Source organism: Corynebacterium jeikeium, from assembly GCA_003955985.1.
In the GTDB taxonomy this organism is placed as follows: Bacteria; Actinomycetota; Actinomycetes; order Mycobacteriales; family Mycobacteriaceae; genus Corynebacterium; species Corynebacterium jeikeium_D.
Map to the genome: position 1 here is coordinate 471,970 of CP033784.1, position 19,678 is coordinate 491,647.

Here is a 19,678-nt window from a genome sequence, read left to right on the forward strand (position 1 = left end):
CATGAGCAACGACATTACTTCTGCACGCGCAACTGCGCGCTTCGTCCGCGTTACTCCGATGAAGGCACGTCGCGTCCTGGACACCGTTCGCGGTAAGTCCGTCGACGAGGCATTGAACATCCTGGAGTACGCTCCGCAGGGTGCTGCTGATCCGGTCGCCAAGGTTGTTGCGTCTGCAGCTGCAAACGCTGAGAACAACTTCGGCCTGGACCGTCGTACTCTGGTCATCTCCGAGGCTTACGCCAACGAGGGACCGACCATGAAGCGCTTCCGCCCGCGTGCGCAGGGCCGTGCTTTCCACGTCCGCAAGCGCACCAGCCACATCACCGTGGTCGTCGAGAGCCAGAAGGAAGGTGACCGATAGTGGGACAGAAGATCCATCCACACGGTCTTCGCCTCGGTATTTCCAGCGACTGGAAGTCCCGCTGGTACGCCGACAAGCAGTACGCTGACTACCTGGCCGAGGACATCAAGATCCGCGATCTGCTGTCCACCGGTCTTGAGCGCGCCGGCATCTCCGATGTCGTTATCGAGCGCACCCGTGACCGCGTGCGTGTGGACATCCACACCGCACGCCCGGGCATTGTTATCGGTCGTCGTGGCTCCGAGGCTGACCGCATCCGCGGCCAGCTCGAGAAGCTCACCGGCAAGCAGGTTCAGCTGAACATCCTCGAGGTCAAGAACATTGACGCGGATGCGAAGCTGGTCGCTCAGTCCATCGCTGAGCAGCTCGCCAACCGTGTCGCTTTCCGTCGTGCAATGCGCAAGGCTATCCAGTCTGCAATGCGTCAGCCGCACGTCAAGGGCATCAAGGTTGTCTGCTCCGGTCGTCTCGGCGGTGCCGAGATGGGCCGCACCGAGCGCTACCACGAGGGTCGCGTTCCGCTGCACACCCTGCGTGCGGAGATCGACTACGGCACCCACGAGGCTCACACCACCTTCGGCCGCATTGGCGTCAAGGTGTGGATCTACAAGGGTGACGTGATCGGTGGCCGTCGCGAGTCCGAGATCAACGCCGGCAACGACCGCCAGCGTCGCGGCAACGACCGTCCGCGTCGTGGTGGCAAGCGTCGTCAGCGTGCATCTGAGAAGAAGGAGGGCTAATTCATGCTCATCCCGAAGCGCGTTAAGTTCCGTCGCCAGCACCGCCCGACCCGTTCTGGTATGTCCAAGGGCGGCAACAAGGTGACTTTCGGTGACTACGGTCTCCAGGCTCTCGAGCCGGCCTACATCACCAACCGTCAGATTGAGGCAGCGCGTATTGCCATCAACCGCCACGTCAAGCGTGGTGGTAAGGTCTGGATCCAGATTTTCCCGGACCGTCCGCTGACCCAGAAGCCACTGGGTGTTCGTATGGGTTCCGGTAAGGGCCCGGTCGAGAAGTGGGTTGCAAACGTCAAGCCGGGTCGCATCATGTTCGAGATGTCCTACCCGGACGAGGCAACTGCTGTCGAGGCACTGAAGCGCGCAGGCGCTAAGCTGCCGATTAAGACCCGAATCGTTCGGAAGGAGGATCAGTACTGATGTCGAACGGCATTCCCGCCCACGAGCTTCGCTCGCTGGATAACGATGACCTGGTTGCCAAGCTCAAGGAGTCTAAGGAGGAGCTGTTCAACCTCCGTTTCCAGAGCGCTACCGGTCAGCTGACCAACAACCGCCGTCTCCGCACTGTCCGCAAGGATATTGCTCGCATTTACACCGTTATGCGTGAGCGCGAGCTCGGCCTGTCTGCTGCACCAACCGATGGTGATGCAGCATGAGTGAGGAAAACATGAACACCACCGAGGCTGGCGCACGCAAGGTGCGCACCGGTTACGTCGTGTCCGACAAGATGCAGAAGACCATCGTCGTCGAGCTCGAGGACCGCAAGCAGCACGCCCTGTACGGCAAGATCATGCGCACGAACTCTAAGGTCAAGGCGCATGACGAGAACGAAGAGGCTGGCGTGGGCGACCGCGTCCGCATCGAAGAGTGCCGTCCGCTCTCCAAGGACAAGCACTACCGCCTGATCGAGATCATCGAGAAGGCTAAGTAAGACCCGTCAGCTGAGCAATCAGCTTGGGCTTTACGACGAGAACCCCGCCGCGGGAAACACGAAAGTGTTTTCTGTGGCGGGGTTTTGTTTTTTTAGAAAGCCATGTTCCTTCGTATTTCTAGTCCTCTCAGTCCAGGTTTGATGGGTTTTTATCTCTGATAGCATTGGCCAGGATTTGTGCTTTGTGAGGGGAGAAGTTCGGTGACTACTGACGTGACCAGGATTGATGATCGAGACCTGGAGTCCGCACTTCGCTCACACGACGTGGCGACGTTGTCGCGGCTCTTAACTGATATTGAGCCCAAGGCTGCCGCTCGAAAGATGCGCCGCCTCAGCCATGGGGAACGTGCGCTGTTCTACCGCACACTGCCGAAAGACACGGCGGTTGAAACCTTCGATGAGCTGAACTCGGCTCTGCAGGCGCACCTGATTGACAGTCTCCGTGATCCTGAAGTCACCGCAGTTTTCGCGGAGATGGAACCGGACGATCGAGCAGAGCTGCTCGACGAGCTTCCTGCGTCTGTCGCTGCAAAACTGCTTGCCGATCTGCCGGATGACGAGCGAGAGCTAACCAACATCGTCCTCGGTTACCCCGATGGTTCCATTGGGCGTCGGATGAGCCCGGAGCTGGTGTCGCTTCACGACGATATGACGGTGGGGGAGGCTCTGGAGACCGTCTACAAGCATCTGGATGATGCCGAATCCATCTACACGCTGCCGGTGTCGAACCGGAATCGCCGCCTGGTGGGCGTGGTCAGCCTTCGTGATTTGATGCGCGCCAGCAGTGATATCCATGTTGCGGCGATTTTGCGGAAGGCAGACTACGCAGAGGCCACCGAGTCTGAAGAGAAGGTGGCTCGCATGTGCGCTGATCGTAAGCGCCTAGCTCTGCCGATTGTCGACAGCGAGCAGCGTGTTATCGGTCTGCTCACGGTGGACGACGCACTCCGGATTCTGGAGGAGGCAGACTCCGAGGACCAAGCTCGTATTTCCGGTTCTGAGCCTCTGCGCTTGCCGTACCTTGCTACGCCAATCTTTGAGATTGTTCGCTCTCGTGTGGTCTGGTTGCTCGTGCTGGCAATCGGTGCGACATTGACTGTGCAAGTCCTGGAAACCTTCGAAGAGACGCTGTCTCAGATGGTGGTTCTTTCGGTGTTCGTGCCGCTGCTGATTGGTACAGGTGGCAATACCGGTAACCAGGCTGCAACTACGATTACGCGTGCGTTGGCGCTGGGGGATGTCCAACCCCGCGATATATTCAAAGTCATTCTCCGAGAGGTGAGGGTCGGCGCGTTCCTCGGTCTATTGCTTGGCACTCTCGGCCTGCTGCTAGCTGGCTTGGTTTACGGTTGGGACATCGGCCTAGTGATTGGCCTTACGCTGCTGGGTATTTGTACTCTCGCGGCAACCGTCGGTGGCATTATGCCGCTGATTGGTAAGAAGTTTGGCATTGACCCAGCAGTCTTCGCTAACCCGTTCATTACGACGCTTGTCGACGCCTCCGGTCTGATCATCTACTTCCTGATTGCTAAGTCGGTACTGGGGATTTAGACCCCACGGTGCGCAGCTGCACCGATACATAAAAAGTGTCCAGCTGCGCCATAATGGTGGCCATGAGCAATGGCACCCACAATCACCGCACTTGGAAAGAAATTATCGCTGCCGATCCGCAGCATTCCCGGCGCTACGCCAACCGGTGGCGGGGGTTCGTTCGCGAGGGCCGCGATATCGATGGTGAGGCGCGGCTGGTGGATGCGATGGCGCCACGCCACGCTCGAATTCTAGATGCCGGTTGTGGTCAAGGACGCGTGGGCGGTTACTTGGCGAAGGCTGGACACCAGGTCGTTGGTGTCGACGTCGACCCCTATCTCATCGATGAGGCAAAGCGCCAGTTCCCGGACGCGACGTGGTTGGTAGGGGACTTGGCGCAATTGCCCCACGTGCTTGACGACGGCCTAGAGAACACACCCCACGGTGACACGGCATCCGCCTTCGATGTCATCATTTGCCCCGGCAATGTCCTGACCTTCGTAGCGCCAGAAGACCGCACGAAGGTACTGCAGGTCTTCGCAGCGGCACTGAATCCGGAGGGCGGTCGTGCCATCATCGGCTTCGGTGCCGGCCGTGGATGGGACTTTGCGGATTTTGAAACCATTGCGCAGGAGGCGGGGCTCACCGTGATTCAGCGTTATTCGACGTGGGATCTTCGTCCGTTTGAGGATGAGTCTCAGTTCCTGGTTGCAGTGCTTGAACGGGGGTAGGGAGCTGTGATCGTCGTAAAGCGGTTGCGATTCCGTGCCGGACTGTCGTTATTCTTTTATGCGAATAACTGCAATTAACGGCACGCAGGGAAAGGCTTCGGCGGTGACGCTATACGAAACGCTGGATACGGCTGGTGACAAAAAACAGGAACTGATGACGCAGGACTACGGACGTTTTGCGGTTCGAGCGGTCCTGGCGGGCATGTATCTGACGTTGGGAACGGCCTTTGCAGCGGTAGCTGGCCAAGTGGCCGAAGGTATTGCTCCGGGCACTGGGGGACTGGTCTTTGCGTGCCTGTTCGGGCTTGGACTGTTCGCCATTGTGGTGCTCGGTGCAGAGCTGGCGACTGGCAGCATGATGTTTGTGTCCTGGTCCGCTGCACGCGGTCGCATGTCGTGGGGAGTGGCCCTTCGGATGGTGGCCGTCGCCACGTTCTACAACTTCATCGGTGCCGCGATTGTGGCGCTGGTGCTCAGCCAGAGTGCCAAGCTCGGTGGGATTGATGACACACATCTGATTTCCACCTTGACTGAGGGGAAGCTGGCCAAGTCGTTCTTCGGTGCTTTCGTAGAGGCAATGGGCGCGAATTTCGTGGTCAATATGGCTGTCTTAGGTGCACTACAAGCCAAGGAAATCATTTCGAAGTTCGTTGTGATTCTGCCGATCATTGCGGTGTTCGTCGGGCTCGGGCTTGAGCACGTGATTGCGAACTTCTCTCTGTTTTCCCTGGCCTTTTTCGCAGACCCGCAGCCCGTGGGCTTCGACGGCCTGCACATTACAGGCAACTGGGTGGCCGTGTGGCTGGGCAACTTCGTAGGCGGTGGCCTGGGAATTGGCGCGGTCTACGCCTGGTTGAACCAGACGAAGACCAGCTATGTTGATTAGCTTTTGAGCTTTGCCGGAGCCTATCCGACGGCCTATCTCAAGGGCTATCCGACGGCCTGCCCGAAGAGCAGGCCGACGAAGTAGGACACAATCAAACCGAGCGCGCCACCGATGACCAGACGTAGCGCAGCCTTGCCGGAGTGCGTGGAGCTGAGCTTGGCGCTGATGTAGCCGGTCAAGGCCAACGTCACGATGGTGACAACGGTGACCGCAATCGCGCCGGAGGTGGGGCCGGTGAACACCAGAGCCGCAATCATCGGCAGGATGGCGCCGAGTAGGAACGACAGTGCCGAAGAACCAGCAGCCGCCCAGGGGTTGGTAAGTTCCTCGCCGTCAATGCCCAATTCCAGCTTCAGGTGAGCTGCTAGAGGGTCATTCTGTGCGATGCCGTGGGCGGCATCTTCGGCGATCTGTTCTGGGATGCCGTAGCCAGAGAGAATCCCCACGAGCTCCTTATGCTCTTCATCTGGAAAGTCTTTGAGCTCGGCCTTTTCTTTGGCAATCAGCGCTCGCTCAGTATCGCGCTGGGTTGAAACCGAGACGTATTCACCCAGAGCCATCGAGATAGCACCAGCGATAACGGCGGCGGCACCAGCAGTCAGAATGGCTTCGCGAGAGGAACCTGCTGCAATCACGCTGAGCAAGATTAGAGCAGTGGAGACGATGCCGTCGTTGGCTCCGAGGACTCCGGCGCGAAGCCAGTTGAGCTTCGACGTCTCAGAAGACTTATGCGGTTCATGAGGATGCGCGTACGTGGTCATGGCAGGACCTTTCTCCCATGTCAGCCCCATGCCTACGGGTGGTACGAGGCCTCACCATCGATTTAATGCCGATTCGGGCACATTCTCAACCAGTGAAGTGAAACGCGGGGAGTCCTCTCGCGCGCGTAGCTCTTATGTCAGTCGGTGTGAGCGTTTGTGGAGGCCGGCGCGCGTCAATGTCAACACCGCGGTCAGCGCAATCAATGCACAGGTCAACATCGAAATAGCCATCGAGAGGGGCAGATTGGAACCAAGCCCCACCAGCGGGGAAACCGTGGCGGCCGCGAGGAACTGTGTGAAGCCCATGAGACCGGAACCTGAGCCAATTCCGATATCTCGAACCTCCTCAATTCCGAGTGCCGTGGCATTGGCGAAGATTAGCGGCATCATCGGTACCGTAATGAACAGCAACAGCCAAGTAGTGAAGAAAGTAATCCCGACGGTGGCATTAATAATCAGGCCTATCGACGTCACGAGCATGACCGTAAGGGCAATTAAAATGCCCTTGCGGGGATGAATCCGGTTGATCATCTTGCCGTTAAGGATTGACACAAATGTCAACATCGCTGCATTGGATGCGAATACGAGAGAAAACTGAGTAGGGGTTAGCCCCAGCAGCTCCTGGAAGATAAAGGGTGACGCAGCGATATAGGAAAACATCACCGAGAAGCCACCAGCGAAAGCCAACAAGTAGCCGACAAATACTGGCCGCCGCAGCAGCCTGCCAATATTGGGCAGGAGATTGCGCAGAGCGCCTGTGGAGCGTCGCTCAGGCGGCAGGGTTTCCGGAACCATCAGGATCACAATCGCGACCATCGCGACGTTGATGGCTGCGAGAAACCAGAACACGCTGCGCCAGCCGAATGCGGGGCCTAGAAAACCGCCCACAAGGAGAGCGATTGCCGGGGCGATGGAGGAAATGCCCATCAGCGTGGAGAAAGCTCTCGCTGATGCCTTGCCCGTCAAGAGGTCTGGTACTACAGAACGAGCCAGAACAACTGTGGAGCCACCAGCTAACCCCTGGAACAGGCGCATTGCAATAAGCGTGCCAATATTCGGTGCTACTGCACAGAGGATTGACGAGCCCAAGAACACCAAAGTCGCAATGAGAAGCAGCTTCTTGCGGCCCAAACTATCGGAGAGAGCGCCAATGACGAGCTGTCCAGCAGCCATGCCAATCATGAAGGTTGTCAGCGTGAGCTGAACCATCGACTCGGTCGTGGAGAACTCGCGTGCAATCTCCACGAAGGATGCCAGATATGTATCTGCGCCGAACGGGGCGGCGGCGGATAATAAGGCCAAGCCGGCAAGTAGCGATACCGGCAGCGTCTGTGCTGGCTGTGTCTGAGCGCTCCCGGAATGTTGATTTGTCACTGTCTCAGTATAGGGTTGCCGCACAAGGCATAAACCATGTTGGGGGCATGAAACTAAGGGATTTTGTTGTCCCGCACGAACGTGCCATAATACACAGGTTGCGCGAAGCGACTGCGTGCTGCTCTCAACGGTCTAGAACCGTAGTAAGCACGAGGTCAAAGCGATAGGAAAGCTACCTCTAGCAGGTGCTTCCGTCGTAAAGCGTAAACGCAAGACATAAAGACCGCGTGCGTTTAGGACGGAAATCTGACGCACAATGCAACCAGGTCAGGAGAAACGCAGTGATTCAGCAGGAATCCCGTCTGCGCGTTGCCGACAACACTGGTGCACGTGAAATCCAGTGCATCCGCGTTCTCGGTGGCTCGACCCGACGCTTCGCTGGCATTGGCGACACCATCGTCGCTACTGTCAAGGAAGCTGCTCCGGGCGGAAACGTCAAGGCAGGCGAAATCGTTAAGGCAGTTATCGTCCGCACGAAGAAGGAGACCCGTCGTCCGGACGGTTCCTACATCTCGTTCGACGAGAATGCAGCTGTCATCATCAAGGCCGACGGCGAGCCGAAGGGCACCCGTATTTTCGGCCCGGTCGCGCGTGAGCTGCGTGACAAGAAGTTCATGAAGATTGTCTCGCTCGCACCGGAGGTGATTTAAGTGAAGATCCGTAAGGGCGATACCGTGCTGGTTATCTCCGGTCCGGACAAGGGTGCTCAGGGCAAGGTCATCGAGGCCTACCCGAAGCGCGACAAGGTCCTGGTCGAGGGCGTTAACCGTATCAAGAAGCACGTTGCAAACTCCGCTGCGGAACGCGGCGCATCCTCGGGTGGCATTGTCACTCAGGAGGCTCCGATTCACGTGTCGAACGTCATGCTGGTCGACGAAGATGGTACCCCGACTCGCGTCGGCTACCGCTTCGATGAGGACGGCAAGAAGGTTCGCATCTCCCGCCGTACCGGGAAGGACATCTAAGCATGAGCGAAAATTACACCCCTCGTCTGAAGGCCCGTTACCGCGATGAGATTCGCGGCAAGATGCAGGAAGAGTTCTCCTACGAGAACGTCATGCAGATTCCGGGCGTCACCAAGGTCGTCGTCAACATGGGCGTCGGCGCTGCTGCTCAGGACAAGAAGCAGATCAACGGTGCTATCAACGACCTGACTCTGATCACCGGTCAGAAGCCGGAGACCCGTCGTGCTCGCAAGTCGATCGCTAACTTCAAGCTCCGTGAAGGCGATGCCATCGGCGCTCGCGTCACCCTGCGTGGCGACCGTATGTGGGAGTTCCTGGATCGTCTGCTGACCGTGGCTCTGCCGCGAATCCGCGACTTCCGCGGTCTGTCTGATCAGCAGTTCGATGGTCACGGTAACTACACCTTCGGCCTGTCTGAGCAGACCATGTTCTACGAGATCGACGTTGACAAGATCGACCGCCCGCGCGGTATGGACATCACCGTCGTGACCACCGCTACCAACAACGAGGAAGGCCGCGCGCTGCTGCGCGAGCTGGGCTTCCCGTTTAAGAAGTAGTTTTGCCTCTTCGGTAGCTTCTATCTGAAGCCCCGGATGCCGCTTGGCGTCCGGGGCTTTTTGCTGCTCTGTTAACTGCTTATGTTCGTGGGGGAGTGAGGTCACTGTGCGGGGCCTGCGTAAAAGTTACCAGTGTTGCCGGTGTGAAAGTTGGCCCTTTTTGGGGGTTGAAAATTAGTAAAGTCACAAGCTTTCTTAGATGAAAGTTAGGCGTTCGTGATGATTTCGTTGTAAACTGCCATTCGTCATAGTGACGGCCGCCAAAATGCATTGTGGTCGTTATCAATTTGGGCAAGATTTAAGTGACTTCAGCTTCTGTGTGGTTGAGCCAGTGGTTCTACACAGAGCGGTCCTTAAGTTAAAACGCAAAGGGATTAACTACATGAAGAACTTCTCCGTGGCCGTCCGCTCGGCTGCTATTGCAACTGTTGCGGCTCTGGGTCTGAGCTTGGGCGCCGGTGCTGCCAACGCACAGCCGGCACTGCCGGAAATGCCGAACATTCCGATTCCGGGTATCGGCGACACCGGCCCGAAGGGCGTCAAGCAGATTGTCACCTTCGGTGACTCCTTCACCGCTAATGCCGGTAAGGGTGGCCCGCGTGGCCTGGCGCCGGGGCAGAACGTGCTGGTCGCTAACTGTGCCACCGACATGGAAAACTGGCCGAAGATTGCAGCGTCGAAGCTGAACAAGTCCCTGGGTGACTGGTCCTGTAACGGTCTTGGTGGCTTCCCAGGTCAGCTCCTCGCATACCTGGAAGCTTCCATCCAGTACGGCGACATCGGAGAGGGCACTGAGAAGGTTGTCCTGATGTACGGCGGCATGGACTGGGTCCAGTGGGTTGACGTGGCAGGCGAGCTTGTCGCAAAGCCGGACCCCAAGGCTCCGTCGTTGTTTAAGCAGACGCTGCGTCAGTTCACTGACCGCGTTCACCAGGTTGCTCCGGGCGCTCAGGTCGTCCTGGCTTCGTACCCTGAGTACGCCACTGATGACCAGCTGTGCCTGGTGAACACCCCGAACCAGACCTTCCCGATCCCGGCACCGGGTGCCAGCGAGGTTCAGGGTGCATTCCGTGACAGCATTCGCTCCGCATCTCAGCACGTAGGTGCCGGCTTCATTGACGTCTACGAGGCAACCCTCGGCCACGGTACCTGCAACCCAAACCCGGATGAGCGCTTCGTCGCTGGTTTCGCAGATCCGGTGATGGGCCCGATGACCAATCACCCGACGGTGGCTGGCGAAAAGGCTATGGGTAACATCATCGCCGACCAGCTCTACTAATTTTCTGCAGCCGTCGTCACGTCGGCTAGGAATTGAGTTCCACTGCTAATTGGTGGGGCCTCACGCCGCGAGCGGACTAACGTCCGTCTGCGGCGTTTTTGCATTTCGGTCGGTATTTGTTAGTATCACCAGGTCTGCCCTCTATAAGAGGTGCGGCAGTAAAAATGTAAGAACTTTGCTGTAGGCCCCTCGCCTCGCATCGTCTCTGGCGTCACCTGGGTGGCGAGCTGACTCGGCTATTGAACCGAGTTGGCGAACAGTAGCCCTTAAATCGCCGGAATCACGATATTGGTAATCGCTCCATCATAAGCTTTTGCCGTGTGACAGTTGCTGTTTGCGCGGTCATTGGAGTTAGCCACGAGGTGGGAAGGAACCGCAGCGAGAAAGGAAGCGGTCACTAACCATGACCATGACTGACCCAATCGCCGACATGCTGTCGCGCGTGCGCAACGCTAACAACGCGTACCACGACTCTGTCTCGATGCCGTCGTCCAAGCTGAAGGCTAACATCGCCGAGATCCTCAAGTCTGAGGGGTACATTGCGGACTACGCAGTCGAGGATGCCAAGGTCGGCAAGACCCTGACCCTGAACCTGAAGTACGGCCCGTCCCGCGAGCGTTCGATCGCTGGCGTGCGTCGCGTCTCCAAGCCGGGTCTGCGTGTTTACGCAAAGTCCACTAACCTGCCGAAGGTCCTCGGTGGCCTGGGCGTGGCTATCATCTCCACGTCTCAGGGCCTGCTGACTGACCGTCAGGCTTACGAGAAGAAGGTTGGCGGGGAAGTCCTCGCTTACGTCTGGTAAAGGGGGAACTACACAATGTCTCGTATTGGTAAGAACCCTGTCGTTGTCCCGGCAAACGTTACTGCCCAGGTCAACGGCCAGGACGTTTCCGTCAAGGGCCCGAAGGGCGAGCTGTCTGTCTCCATCCCGGCTCCAATTACCGTTGAGCTGAAGGACAATGAGATTGCGGTCAACCGTCCGGATGACCACCGCAAGAGCCGCTCCCTGCACGGCCTGTCCCGTTCGCTGATTAACAATATGGTTGTCGGTGTGACCGAGGGCTACACCATCAAGATGGAAATCTTCGGTGTCGGTTACCGTGTCGCCAAGAAGGGCAAGGACCTCGAGTTCTCCCTGGGCTACTCGCACCCAGTCCTGATCGAAGCACCGGAAGGTATCACCTTCGATGTCGACGGCACCACCAAGCTGTCGATCACAGGTATTGATAAGCAGCAGGTCGGACAGCTCGCAGCTAACATCCGTCGTCTGCGTAAGGATGATCCTTACAAGGGCAAGGGCATTCGTTACGATGGCGAGCAGATCCGTCGCAAGATCGGAAAGACGGGTAAGTAATGAGCAACACCAACGAAAAGCGCCTCCCGGTAGGCAAGGACATCTCGACTCGTCGTCGTGTCGCCCGCGCCCGCCGTCACGCACGCTTGCGCAAGAACGTCCGCGGCACCTCCGAGGCACCGCGCCTCGTCGTGCACCGCTCTTCCCGCCACATCACCGCTCAGGTTATCGACGACTCCATCGGTCGTACCCTGGCCGCTGCTTCCACTCTGGACGCAGATCTCCGTGGCTTCGAGGGCGACAAGAAGGCCAAGAGCGCCAAGGTCGGCGAGTTGATTGCTGCTCGCGCTAAGGATGCTGGCATCGAGAAGGTCGTTTTCGACCGCGGTGGCTACCAGTACCACGGCCGCGTTGCTGCTCTGGCCGAGGCTGCCCGTGAAGGTGGTCTGAAGTTCTAATGCGCACTTACAAGTCCAACGGAAGGAATGCGTGATGTCGGAACGCGATAAGCGCGAAGGCGGACGTAACTCCGCTGACAACAAGAACAACAACCGTCGTGGTGGCCGCGGTAACGACCGTCGCCAGCAGGACGAGCGTTCGCAGTACATCGAGCGCGTAGTAACTATTAACCGAGTTTCCAAGGTCGTCAAGGGCGGTCGTCGCTTCAGCTTCACCGCTCTGGTCATCGTCGGTGACGGCGAGGGCATGGTCGGCGTCGGCTACGGCAAGGCCAAGGAAGTACCGGCAGCTATCCAGAAGGGTGCTGAAGAGGCTCGTAAGAACTTCTTCCGCGTCCCGATGATTGCTGGCACCATCACCCACCCGGTTCAGGGTGAGACCGCTGCTGGCATCGTGCTGCTGCGCCCGGCTGCTCCGGGTACCGGTCTGATTGCCGGCGGCGCTGTCCGCCCGGTTCTCGAGTGCGCCGGTGTTCAGGATGTTCTGTCCAAGTCGCTGGGTACCAACAACTCCATCAACGTTGTTCACGCAACCGTTGATGCTCTCAAGCAGCTGGTTCGCCCTGAAGAGGTCGCCGCACGTCGTGGCAAGTCCCTCGAAGAGGTCACCCCAGCACGTATGCTGCGCGCACGCGCAGGTCAGGGAGCGTGATTTCCATGGCACTGAAGATTACCCAGGTCCGTGGTACCGCTGGTACCAAGCAGAAGCAGAAGGATTCGCTGCGCACCCTCGGCCTGAAGCGCATCAACGATTCCGTCGTCCGCCCGGATTCTCCGGCTGTGCGCGGTCTCGTGAACGTTGTGCGTCACCTGGTCGAGGTTGAAGAAGTAGCGGGGGAGTAGGTAAACCATGAGCGAACCAATTAAGCTCCACGACTTGGCCCCGGCTCCGGGTGCTAAGAAGAAGAAGACTCGCGTCGGCCGTGGTGAGGCTTCCAAGGGTAAGACCGCTGGTCGCGGCACCAAGGGCACCAAGGCCCGCAAGCAGGTTTCGGCAGCATTCGAGGGTGGCCAGATGCCACTTCACATGCGTCTGCCGAAGTTGAAGGGCTTCAAGAACCCGGCGAAGGTCACCTTCCAGGTGGTCAACGTTTCGGATTTGGAGCGTCTGTTCCCGAACGGTGGCGACATCACCATCGCCGACCTGGTTGCAAAGGGCGCCGTCCGCGCTAACCAGCCGGTGAAGGTCCTCGGCGACGGCGACATCAACGTCTCCGTCAACGTCACCGCAACCAAGTTCTCGGGCTCCGCAAAGTCCAAGATCGAGGCTGCAGGCGGCTCTGTCACTGAGGCTTAAAGCATTTAAGCTTTAACAAGAGAGCTCTTAACCCGCGTGGTTAGGAGCTCTCGTTGTATTAAGAGGGGAAGGGGAGAGAGCAGCGCGAACCGCTGGCTTACAGCAGGCCGGTATTGCGCAGAGCCCGCTCCAGTTGGTCGATGTCAGCGTCCGTATGGAGCGCGGTAATGGTCAATCGCAACATTGCCTCACCACGGGGGACCGTCGGAAAGCGAATTGCAGGTATGAACACGCCTAGCTCCGCTAACTGTGCTGAGGTGTCCATCGCTACGGTCTCGTCCCCGACGGGCAGCGGGATGATTGCAGATGCGGGGTCTGACTGCGCGCCAACCAGGGAGCGGACGCGCGCAATATTACGTTGCAATCGCTTGACGACGTCCCCAACCTCCAACTGCTTCAACGCTGCGCGGATAGCTGCGACAGAACCAGCGTTCATGGACGTTGAGTACACGAAGCTGCGGGCTTGATTGCGTAGTAGTTCGCCAACTGGTGCCGAGCAGAGAACGTATCCTCCTTCGACACCGAGAGCCTTGCTCGCGGTGCCGACCACAATGTCCGGGCGGATGCCCAGGTGCGCTGCAGTGCCACGACCTTGTTCTCCGATAACGCCGACGCCGTGGGCGTCGTCAAGCATCAGCCATGCGTTGCGACGGTGACAGGTGCGCTCGAGTGCCGGGCCGTCGATGACCTCGCCTGACATAGAGAACACGGAGTCGGAGATGACAAGTTTGTGGCGGGCGCTGGATGTTGCGAGGAGACGGTCGAGCGTCTGATAGTCAGCGTGCGGAAAGACCGTGACTTTAGCCCGGGCATTGCGGCATCCGTCAATGATGGAAGCATGGTTGGCGGCGTCGGAGAAGATTTCAACGTCGGCGGTGGCGATGGCTGCGATGGTTGAGTGGTTCGCCTGGTAGCCAGTCGCAAAGAGAACGGCATCGTCGAAACCGAAGAACTGCGCGAGTTCACTTTCAAGTGCGCTGTGGATGCTCGTGCCGGTGGTCAGGCGAGAGCCGCCGGACCCGGTGCCGAAATGCCCAATTGCCTCGATGGCAGCTGAGACGAGTTCAGGGTGCGTGGACAGGCCGAGGTAGTCCGAAGAAGAAAACAATAGATAGTCGGCTCCGTCAATTCGGCTGTGCGGTAGTTGTGCAGTTTCGAAAGTGCGCAGTGTGCGGGCTAGTCCTGCACCGGCCCAGGCCGTGTTCCTTTGGGCGGCGATTGCTGAGAGGTCGCTGCTGAGGCCGGTGGTGTCCGTCGAGGAGCAGGCGTCAGCTGGGAGCTCGATATAGACCGGCGTGTTCTCCAGGTAATCGATCAACTCGGGGATATCGGTGCCGGGTTCAACGATAAAAATGCGAGTACCGAGAGTGCTGCCGTGGTCCTTGATATTGGGGATACGGTGAAAGATTCCGTCCAGTGCGAGATAGCCACGCGTGTAAAAGGGATCGTCGGAGAGGCAGATTTCTGCGACGATGCCCGGGGCGCTGTGAACCTTGGATGCGAGGATGAGCGCCTCGTGAAAATGGTCCTTGGCACAGTCCTTGCTGGGGTGTGAGATGGCATCAAAAGTGGAAACCCGTACACCGCGGGCTGGGTTTGGGTCGAGCCGCTCACCGGAGGAGGCATCGATAAGAGCGGCGCCGCGAAGACCCGTGAGTGAATAGGCCATCTCGACGGCGATATCGGCGGCCTCTATACCTGCAGCGTGTAGGCGTTGAGTAATGAGCTTGCGGGCGTCCCCAGGGCTGGAGTTCGACTCTAGAAAGGGGACTAACGCCGGCACGGTGCTGATGGTCGACTCTTCGATCTTGTCCACAGTGATGTGAATTGTGTCGGCTCGACCCTTGTCGTGGTGAAGTGCACGGCTAGTCATTGCAGAAGCCAGCTGAGGTAGTTCGACAACCGGTGCAAGACGCTCAGCGCCAGAGATATGGCAGCCATCGGCGCTGGATCGCATGCGGATACTGTAGGTACTCACAGAGCAAAACTTTAACACTGTTCAAGTTTTGTCTGGGAAAATTGGGTGGAGCACAGTGAGGGGCGTGGGCTCAGAGGGGAGGGGGCGCTGGGATCGTCGTCAAGCGAAAAGAGGTGATTGGCGGGGCGCTGTACTAACGGTGATATGGAGGTGTATTGCGACGATGTGGAGAAACGCTGGTAGACTCACTACGTCAAATACTGTCAATTAAAGGTTTGAGGAATACGTCATCCGCGTTGCTTAACTAAAACGGGAGACTACTGGCGGATAAGCGGGTAAGTCTTTCGGGAAAAGCGTGGGAGAAGCGGATTTCTTGACCTCGGGAGGATGCACGTGGCTTCCGGTCTCATTGCGGCGTTGCGCGATCCCGATTTGCGTAAGAAGATCTTCTTCACTCTGACGATGATCATTCTGTACCGAATCGGCTCGCAGATTCCAAGCCCTGGTATCGACTACCAGTTGGTCAACGCGCAGCTCGAGCAGATTTCGAAAGATCAGTCCAGCGTTTACTCGCTGATCAACCTGTTCTCAGGTGGCGCTCTGCTGCAGATGGCGATTTTCGGCATCGGCATTATGCCGTACATTACGGCCTCGATTATCGTCCAGCTGCTCACGGTGGTGATTCCACACTTCGAGCAGTTGAAGAAGGAAGGGCAGTCGGGTCAGACGAAGATGACCCAGTACACCCGCTACCTCACAGTAGCGTTGGCGTTGCTGCAGTCTGCGGGCATTGTGGCCATGGCAGACCGTGGCGCCCTGCTGGGTGGCTCGCAGTCGCTGCTGGTCAAGGATGCGGGTGTCTTTGACCTCGTGGTGATGGTCGTTGTGATGACCGCCGGTGCCGTGCTGGTCATGTGGATGGGTGAGCTCATCACTGACCGAGGGGTCGGCAACGGTATGTCGTTGCTGATTTTCGCTGGTATCGCCGCTGGTATGCCAGCGCAGGGAGCGAACATTCTGCGCTCCACTACCGGTGTCGTGTTCGCCACCGTGATTGTTGCGGTGCTGATTCTCATCATTGGCGTTATTTTCATCGAGCAGGGGCAGCGCCGTATTCCGGTGCAGTACGCGAAGCGTATGGTTGGTCGTCGCCAGTACGGCGGATCTTCCACCTACCTGCCGCTGAAGGTGAACCAGGCCGGTGTTATCCCGGTCATCTTCGCATCCTCGCTGATTTACGTGCCGGTTCTGATCACCCAAATCGTTCAGTCCGGTCAGTCGAATCCGAACATGGACAACTGGTGGCAGCGCAATGTCATTCAGTACCTGCTGGCACCGTCCAGTTGGCAGTACATTCTGCTGTTCTTCCTGATGATCATCTTCTTCTCCTTCTTCTACACCTCTGTGCAGTATGACCCGCACGAGCAGGCGGAGAACATGAAGAAGTACGGCGGATTCATTCCGGGCTTCCGCCCAGGGCGTCCGACTGCTGAATACCTGTCCTACGTCCTGATTCGCCTGCTGACTGTCGGCTCGCTGTACCTGGCGCTGATTGCCGTTCTGCCAAATGTCGCTCTTGATATGGGGCTTGGCGACGCGAACGCCGGTACAGGCGGTATGTTTGGAGGTACAGCCCTGCTGATTCTGGTCAGTGTTGCGCTGACGACGGTCAAGCAGGTTGAAAGCCAAATGATGCAACGTAACTACGAAGGGTTCTTGAAGTAATGCGACTCGTACTTGTAGGTCCTCCCGGTGCAGGTAAGGGCACTCAGGCAGCTATCCTCTCGGAGAAGCTCGGTGTCCCACACATCTCCACCGGTGACCTGTTTCGCGCAAACATCGGTGAAGGCACTCCGCTCGGCATTGAGGCGAAGTCCTACATCGACGCCGGCAACCTTGTTCCGGACGACGTGACTGTGCGTATGGTCGAGTCCCGTCTGAACGAGGACGACGCCGCCAAGGGGTTCTTGTTGGATGGCTTCCCGCGCACCGTTGGTCAGGCAGAAGAGCTGAAGCGTCTGCTGTCCAATCTCGGTACCGAGCTGGATGCGGTCGTACAGTTCGACGTTTCTGAGGATGTCGTAGTCGAGCGCATGCTGGCCCGTGGTCGCGCAGACGACACTGAAGAGGTCATCCGCAACCGCATGCATGTGTACACCAATGAGACCGCTCCTTTGCTGGATTACTACTCGGAAAAGATCATCAAGATTGCCGCTGAGGGATCCGTTGAGGAGATTAACGAGCGCACGATGGCTGAGCTGGAGAAGCTGAACTAGGCTCCTGGCACACCGGGTAACTAGACGCTCTAGCTTTTTCGCTGGCTGGGGCCGATGGGTTTGCCGGTTGTAGATGGTTGTTGAAGCCGCCCTTTCGAACCGTTGAGGTTTGGAAGGGCGGCTTTTGTGTGTGGCTGTTGGGGCTGGGGTGGGGGCAGCCGATAGTGAGGGCTACTGGAAGTCTTGAATGATTTCGTCGATAAGTGGCTGTGCAGCCTCGGCGCCAATATTCGCGAAAACGAACTCTTGGTAGATGCGGTTATCCTCGTCGATAACCATAACGAAAGGGGACCCCTTGCTGATGCCGCTAAATGCGTGCTTGCCGGGTAGCTCGTATGGCGTGTAGCTCTCGACGGACTCAGCCTTTTCGTTAATGCGCTCGACAGTGGCCGGGTCCTCGGCCGTACTGAGCATTGCGGTGCCACCGTCGCCAACCGCCATTACGCAGGTGAAGCCATGTACGCTCTCGCTGCCAAAAATGACGGGTTTAGAGTCATCCGACTCGACGCAGCTGCCAATCGCCTCCTTAATTGCATCAGGTGTGAAGTTTTGGAGCGACTCAGGCAGTGCAGAGGTGCCCATGAAACCCGAGGTGCTTCCAGGGGCCTCCGGCGATTCTGCGGCAGGGGAAGTGGAGGGGACAGTCGGCGCCGGCGACGGCTCGGGGTTGCTTGAGCATGCGCCAACCAGGAAAAGCGAGCTGGCAGCAATAACAACGCCCGCAGTCTGCGCGGACTTCAACAGTGAATGCATGCCAGTTATCGTAGGGCAGCTCATCTTTGGGTGTAAATTTCTCGGAAGTGGCAGCGATCCGAGCGGCGCCCTCGTAGGTGGCGGGGTACAGCTAGCCGGTGGTTCCCTTCTGGGGCAGAGTAGACTCAACCAGCGTGATGAGTTTTCGACGCCGCCGCAAAGTAGTTCCTGCCCGCACCGAGGGAGAATTGGATGCGATGCAAGCGGCCGGCGAGATCGTCGGTCGTGCATTGCTAGCCTGCCGAGACGCCGCTAAGCCAGGGGTCACCACGGCAGATCTCAATGAGATTGCGCACCAGGTCATTATCGATGCTGGCGCAACGCCGTCCTTCCTTGGCTACGAAGGCTTCCCGGCATCTGTCTGCGCATCAGTGAACGAAGTAATTGTCCACGGCATTCCGTCTTCGTCTACGGTTCTCGCCGATGGTGATTTAGTCTCAATTGACTGTGGCGCAATCCTGGATGGCTGGCACGGCGATTCGGCACTTACTTTCGGCGTCGGAAAGCTGAGTGACGATGTCGAAAAGCTGAACATTGCGACATCAGAGGTCCTCGCCGAAGGTATTAAGGCCATGGTGCCGGGCGCTCGCCTCACCGATATTTCGTATGCGCTTGAAATGGCCACCCGTGAGGCTGAACTGCGCCACGATATTGAACTCGGCATCGTCGATGGATACGGCGGGCACGGCATTGGGCGCGAGATGCACATGGATCCCTTCCTTCCCAACGAAGGCAAAGCAGGAAAGGGGCCCCGCATCGTCGAAGGCTCCGTTTTGGCCATTGAACCGATGCTCATTCTCGGCGGCGAGTGGGGTAGTGATGAGCTTGACGACGGCTGGACGGTCGTCAGCGCCGATAGAATGCCGGCCTCCCATTGGGAGCACACAGTTGCCGCCACAGCGGACGGCCCCCGTATTTTGACTCCTCGATATGAATAACTAGTGCGTGAGAGGCCACGCGAAAGGTCAGAATGTTGCCATAAAAGCTGCGATGAATTCTGAGCGCGTGGAGCGCACCCGCCTGCCGTCGCTTGCAACCGGTCCCATAGTGGTCGTATTTGGTAAAAACGCAGGTCGCGTGTAAAGTTGGGCGATGGTGTGGGCGCAGTGTCGCTGCAGTGATGATTATCCCTGCACGGAACTGCTAAAACACCAGGCAGAGTAGAGATTTCCCAACTGGTGCCGGGATTGTCCCGGGTATCCGCCAGAGAGACGTGGAGGACATGGCTAAAAAGGAAGGCGCAATTGAGGTTGAGGGTCGCGTCGTCGAACCCTTGCCGAACGCGATGTTCCGAGTGGAGCTGGACAACGGGCACAAGGTGCTCGCCCATATCAGTGGCAAGATGCGCCAGCACTACATCCGTATTCTCCCGGAAGACCGAGTCGTAGTGGAGCTTTCTCCGTACGATCTCGAGCGTGGGCGAATCGTCTACCGCTACAAGTAAATCGACCTGACCACTGTTGGTAGTGGTTATGGGCTTATTTACTAACTAGACAGAAACTCCACCGTCCTAGCTGCTTCTGGTGACGGCCGCGTGATGTTGAGACCGGGTGTCTCAGCAGAT

Annotated in this window: 26 protein-coding genes; 22 read left to right on the forward strand and 4 right to left on the reverse strand. The window is 58.1% G+C overall.

The features are described from left to right. Nucleotide 1 precedes the first annotated feature (1 nt). From EGX79_02060 to EGX79_02095, 8 genes are all read left to right on the forward strand, one after another. Nucleotides 2–364, forward strand: a complete 363-nt coding sequence (locus tag EGX79_02060; protein AYX81071.1) for a 50S ribosomal protein L22 — start codon at nt 2–4, stop codon at nt 362–364. After that, nucleotides 364–1,104: a 30S ribosomal protein S3 gene (locus EGX79_02065; GenBank protein AYX81072.1), complete on the forward strand. Its 741-nt coding sequence runs from the start codon at nt 364–366 to the stop codon at nt 1,102–1,104. The genes EGX79_02060 and EGX79_02065 overlap by 1 nt, the downstream gene beginning before the upstream one ends. Nucleotides 1,105–1,107: 3 nt before the next feature. After that, a complete protein-coding gene (locus EGX79_02070; GenBank protein AYX81073.1) occupies nt 1,108–1,524 on the forward strand; it encodes a 50S ribosomal protein L16 in 417 nt (138 codons plus the stop codon). Continuing rightward, nucleotides 1,524–1,760 (forward strand): 50S ribosomal protein L29, encoded by a 237-nt coding sequence (locus tag EGX79_02075; protein AYX81074.1) that lies wholly within the window; start codon nt 1,524–1,526, stop codon nt 1,758–1,760. Before EGX79_02070 ends, EGX79_02075 begins: the two co-directional genes overlap by 1 nt. Then, the gene (locus EGX79_02080; protein AYX81075.1) at nt 1,757–2,035 is read left to right on the forward strand and encodes a 30S ribosomal protein S17; all 279 of its coding nucleotides are present in this window, start codon (nt 1,757–1,759) and stop codon (nt 2,033–2,035) included. Before EGX79_02075 ends, EGX79_02080 begins: the two co-directional genes overlap by 4 nt. Before the next feature lie 201 nt (nt 2,036–2,236). Further along, the gene (gene mgtE, locus EGX79_02085) at nt 2,237–3,586 is read left to right on the forward strand and encodes a magnesium transporter (protein AYX81076.1); all 1,350 of its coding nucleotides are present in this window, start codon (nt 2,237–2,239) and stop codon (nt 3,584–3,586) included. Nucleotides 3,587–3,639: 53 nt separating this feature from the next. Continuing rightward, nucleotides 3,640–4,296: a class I SAM-dependent methyltransferase gene (locus EGX79_02090; protein ID AYX81077.1), complete on the forward strand. Its 657-nt coding sequence runs from the start codon at nt 3,640–3,642 to the stop codon at nt 4,294–4,296. Between the two features lie 58 nt (nt 4,297–4,354). Continuing rightward, on the forward strand, nt 4,355–5,182 hold the full coding sequence (locus EGX79_02095) for a formate/nitrite transporter family protein (GenBank protein ID AYX81078.1): 828 nt from the start codon (nt 4,355–4,357) through the stop codon (nt 5,180–5,182). A 44-nt stretch (nt 5,183–5,226) separates the two neighbouring features. Here EGX79_02095 and EGX79_02100 read toward each other — a convergent pair whose 3' ends face one another. Beyond that, entirely contained in the window at nt 5,227–5,943 is a 717-nt protein-coding gene (locus EGX79_02100) for a VIT family protein (GenBank protein ID AYX81079.1), read from the reverse strand. 132 nt (nt 5,944–6,075) lie between these two features. Beyond that, nucleotides 6,076–7,341 (reverse strand): Bcr/CflA family efflux MFS transporter, encoded by a 1,266-nt coding sequence (locus EGX79_02105; GenBank protein ID AYX81080.1) that lies wholly within the window; start codon nt 7,339–7,341, stop codon nt 6,076–6,078. Nucleotides 7,342–7,598: 257 nt separating this feature from the next. On the opposite strand from EGX79_02105, the gene EGX79_02110 reads away from it, so the two are divergent. The 10 genes from EGX79_02110 (at nt 7,599) to EGX79_02155 (ending at nt 13,167) form a co-directional block, all read left to right on the forward strand. Continuing rightward, complete coding sequence (locus tag EGX79_02110) at nt 7,599–7,967, forward strand: 50S ribosomal protein L14 (GenBank protein ID AYX81081.1); 369 nt, start codon at nt 7,599–7,601, stop codon at nt 7,965–7,967. Next, nucleotides 7,968–8,282, forward strand: coding sequence for a 50S ribosomal protein L24 (locus EGX79_02115; protein AYX81082.1), 315 nt, complete (start codon nt 7,968–7,970; stop codon nt 8,280–8,282). Between the two features lie 2 nt (nt 8,283–8,284). Further along, nucleotides 8,285–8,839, forward strand: a complete 555-nt coding sequence (locus tag EGX79_02120) for a 50S ribosomal protein L5 (protein ID AYX81083.1) — start codon at nt 8,285–8,287, stop codon at nt 8,837–8,839. A 382-nt stretch (nt 8,840–9,221) separates the two neighbouring features. Then, the gene (locus tag EGX79_02125) at nt 9,222–10,118 is read left to right on the forward strand and encodes an esterase (protein ID AYX81084.1); all 897 of its coding nucleotides are present in this window, start codon (nt 9,222–9,224) and stop codon (nt 10,116–10,118) included. 403 nt (nt 10,119–10,521) lie between these two features. Beyond that, nucleotides 10,522–10,920 carry a 30S ribosomal protein S8 gene (locus EGX79_02130; GenBank protein ID AYX81085.1) on the forward strand — a complete coding sequence of 133 codons (399 nt, stop codon included), beginning with the start codon at nt 10,522–10,524 and terminating at the stop codon, nt 10,918–10,920. 15 nt (nt 10,921–10,935) lie between these two features. Continuing rightward, nucleotides 10,936–11,472 (forward strand): 50S ribosomal protein L6, encoded by a 537-nt coding sequence (locus tag EGX79_02135; protein AYX81086.1) that lies wholly within the window; start codon nt 10,936–10,938, stop codon nt 11,470–11,472. Next, nucleotides 11,472–11,870: a 50S ribosomal protein L18 gene (locus EGX79_02140; GenBank protein ID AYX81087.1), complete on the forward strand. Its 399-nt coding sequence runs from the start codon at nt 11,472–11,474 to the stop codon at nt 11,868–11,870. Before EGX79_02135 ends, EGX79_02140 begins: the two co-directional genes overlap by 1 nt. Before the next feature lie 34 nt (nt 11,871–11,904). Continuing rightward, complete coding sequence (locus tag EGX79_02145) at nt 11,905–12,522, forward strand: 30S ribosomal protein S5 (protein ID AYX81088.1); 618 nt, start codon at nt 11,905–11,907, stop codon at nt 12,520–12,522. Between the two features lie 5 nt (nt 12,523–12,527). Next, nucleotides 12,528–12,713, forward strand: coding sequence for a 50S ribosomal protein L30 (locus EGX79_02150; GenBank protein AYX82683.1), 186 nt, complete (start codon nt 12,528–12,530; stop codon nt 12,711–12,713). Nucleotides 12,714–12,720: 7 nt separating this feature from the next. Continuing rightward, nucleotides 12,721–13,167: a 50S ribosomal protein L15 gene (locus tag EGX79_02155; GenBank protein ID AYX81089.1), complete on the forward strand. Its 447-nt coding sequence runs from the start codon at nt 12,721–12,723 to the stop codon at nt 13,165–13,167. Between the two features lie 97 nt (nt 13,168–13,264). On the opposite strand, the gene EGX79_02160 is transcribed toward EGX79_02155, so the two are convergent. Then, the gene (locus tag EGX79_02160; GenBank protein AYX81090.1) at nt 13,265–15,124 is read right to left on the reverse strand and encodes an aminotransferase class I/II-fold pyridoxal phosphate-dependent enzyme; all 1,860 of its coding nucleotides are present in this window, start codon (nt 15,122–15,124) and stop codon (nt 13,265–13,267) included. A gap of 348 nt (nt 15,125–15,472) precedes the next feature. On the opposite strand from EGX79_02160, the gene secY reads away from it, so the two are divergent. Both secY and EGX79_02170 read left to right on the forward strand, forming a co-directional pair. Further along, nucleotides 15,473–16,810, forward strand: a complete 1,338-nt coding sequence (gene secY / locus EGX79_02165) for a preprotein translocase subunit SecY (protein AYX81091.1) — start codon at nt 15,473–15,475, stop codon at nt 16,808–16,810. Further along, nucleotides 16,810–17,361 (forward strand): adenylate kinase, encoded by a 552-nt coding sequence (locus tag EGX79_02170; protein ID AYX81092.1) that lies wholly within the window; start codon nt 16,810–16,812, stop codon nt 17,359–17,361. The genes secY and EGX79_02170 overlap by 1 nt, the downstream gene beginning before the upstream one ends. A 171-nt stretch (nt 17,362–17,532) precedes the next feature. Here the strand turns inward: EGX79_02170 and EGX79_02175 are convergent, their stop codons facing one another. Beyond that, nucleotides 17,533–18,114: a hypothetical protein gene (locus EGX79_02175; GenBank protein ID AYX81093.1), complete on the reverse strand. Its 582-nt coding sequence runs from the start codon at nt 18,112–18,114 to the stop codon at nt 17,533–17,535. 137 nt (nt 18,115–18,251) lie between these two features. On the opposite strand from EGX79_02175, the gene map reads away from it, so the two are divergent. Beyond that, on the forward strand, nt 18,252–19,052 hold the full coding sequence (map, locus tag EGX79_02180) for a type I methionyl aminopeptidase (GenBank protein AYX81094.1): 801 nt from the start codon (nt 18,252–18,254) through the stop codon (nt 19,050–19,052). A gap of 284 nt (nt 19,053–19,336) precedes the next feature. Further along, complete coding sequence (locus EGX79_02185; GenBank protein ID AYX81095.1) at nt 19,337–19,558, forward strand: translation initiation factor IF-1; 222 nt, start codon at nt 19,337–19,339, stop codon at nt 19,556–19,558. The last annotated feature ends 120 nt before the right edge of the window (nt 19,559–19,678 follow it).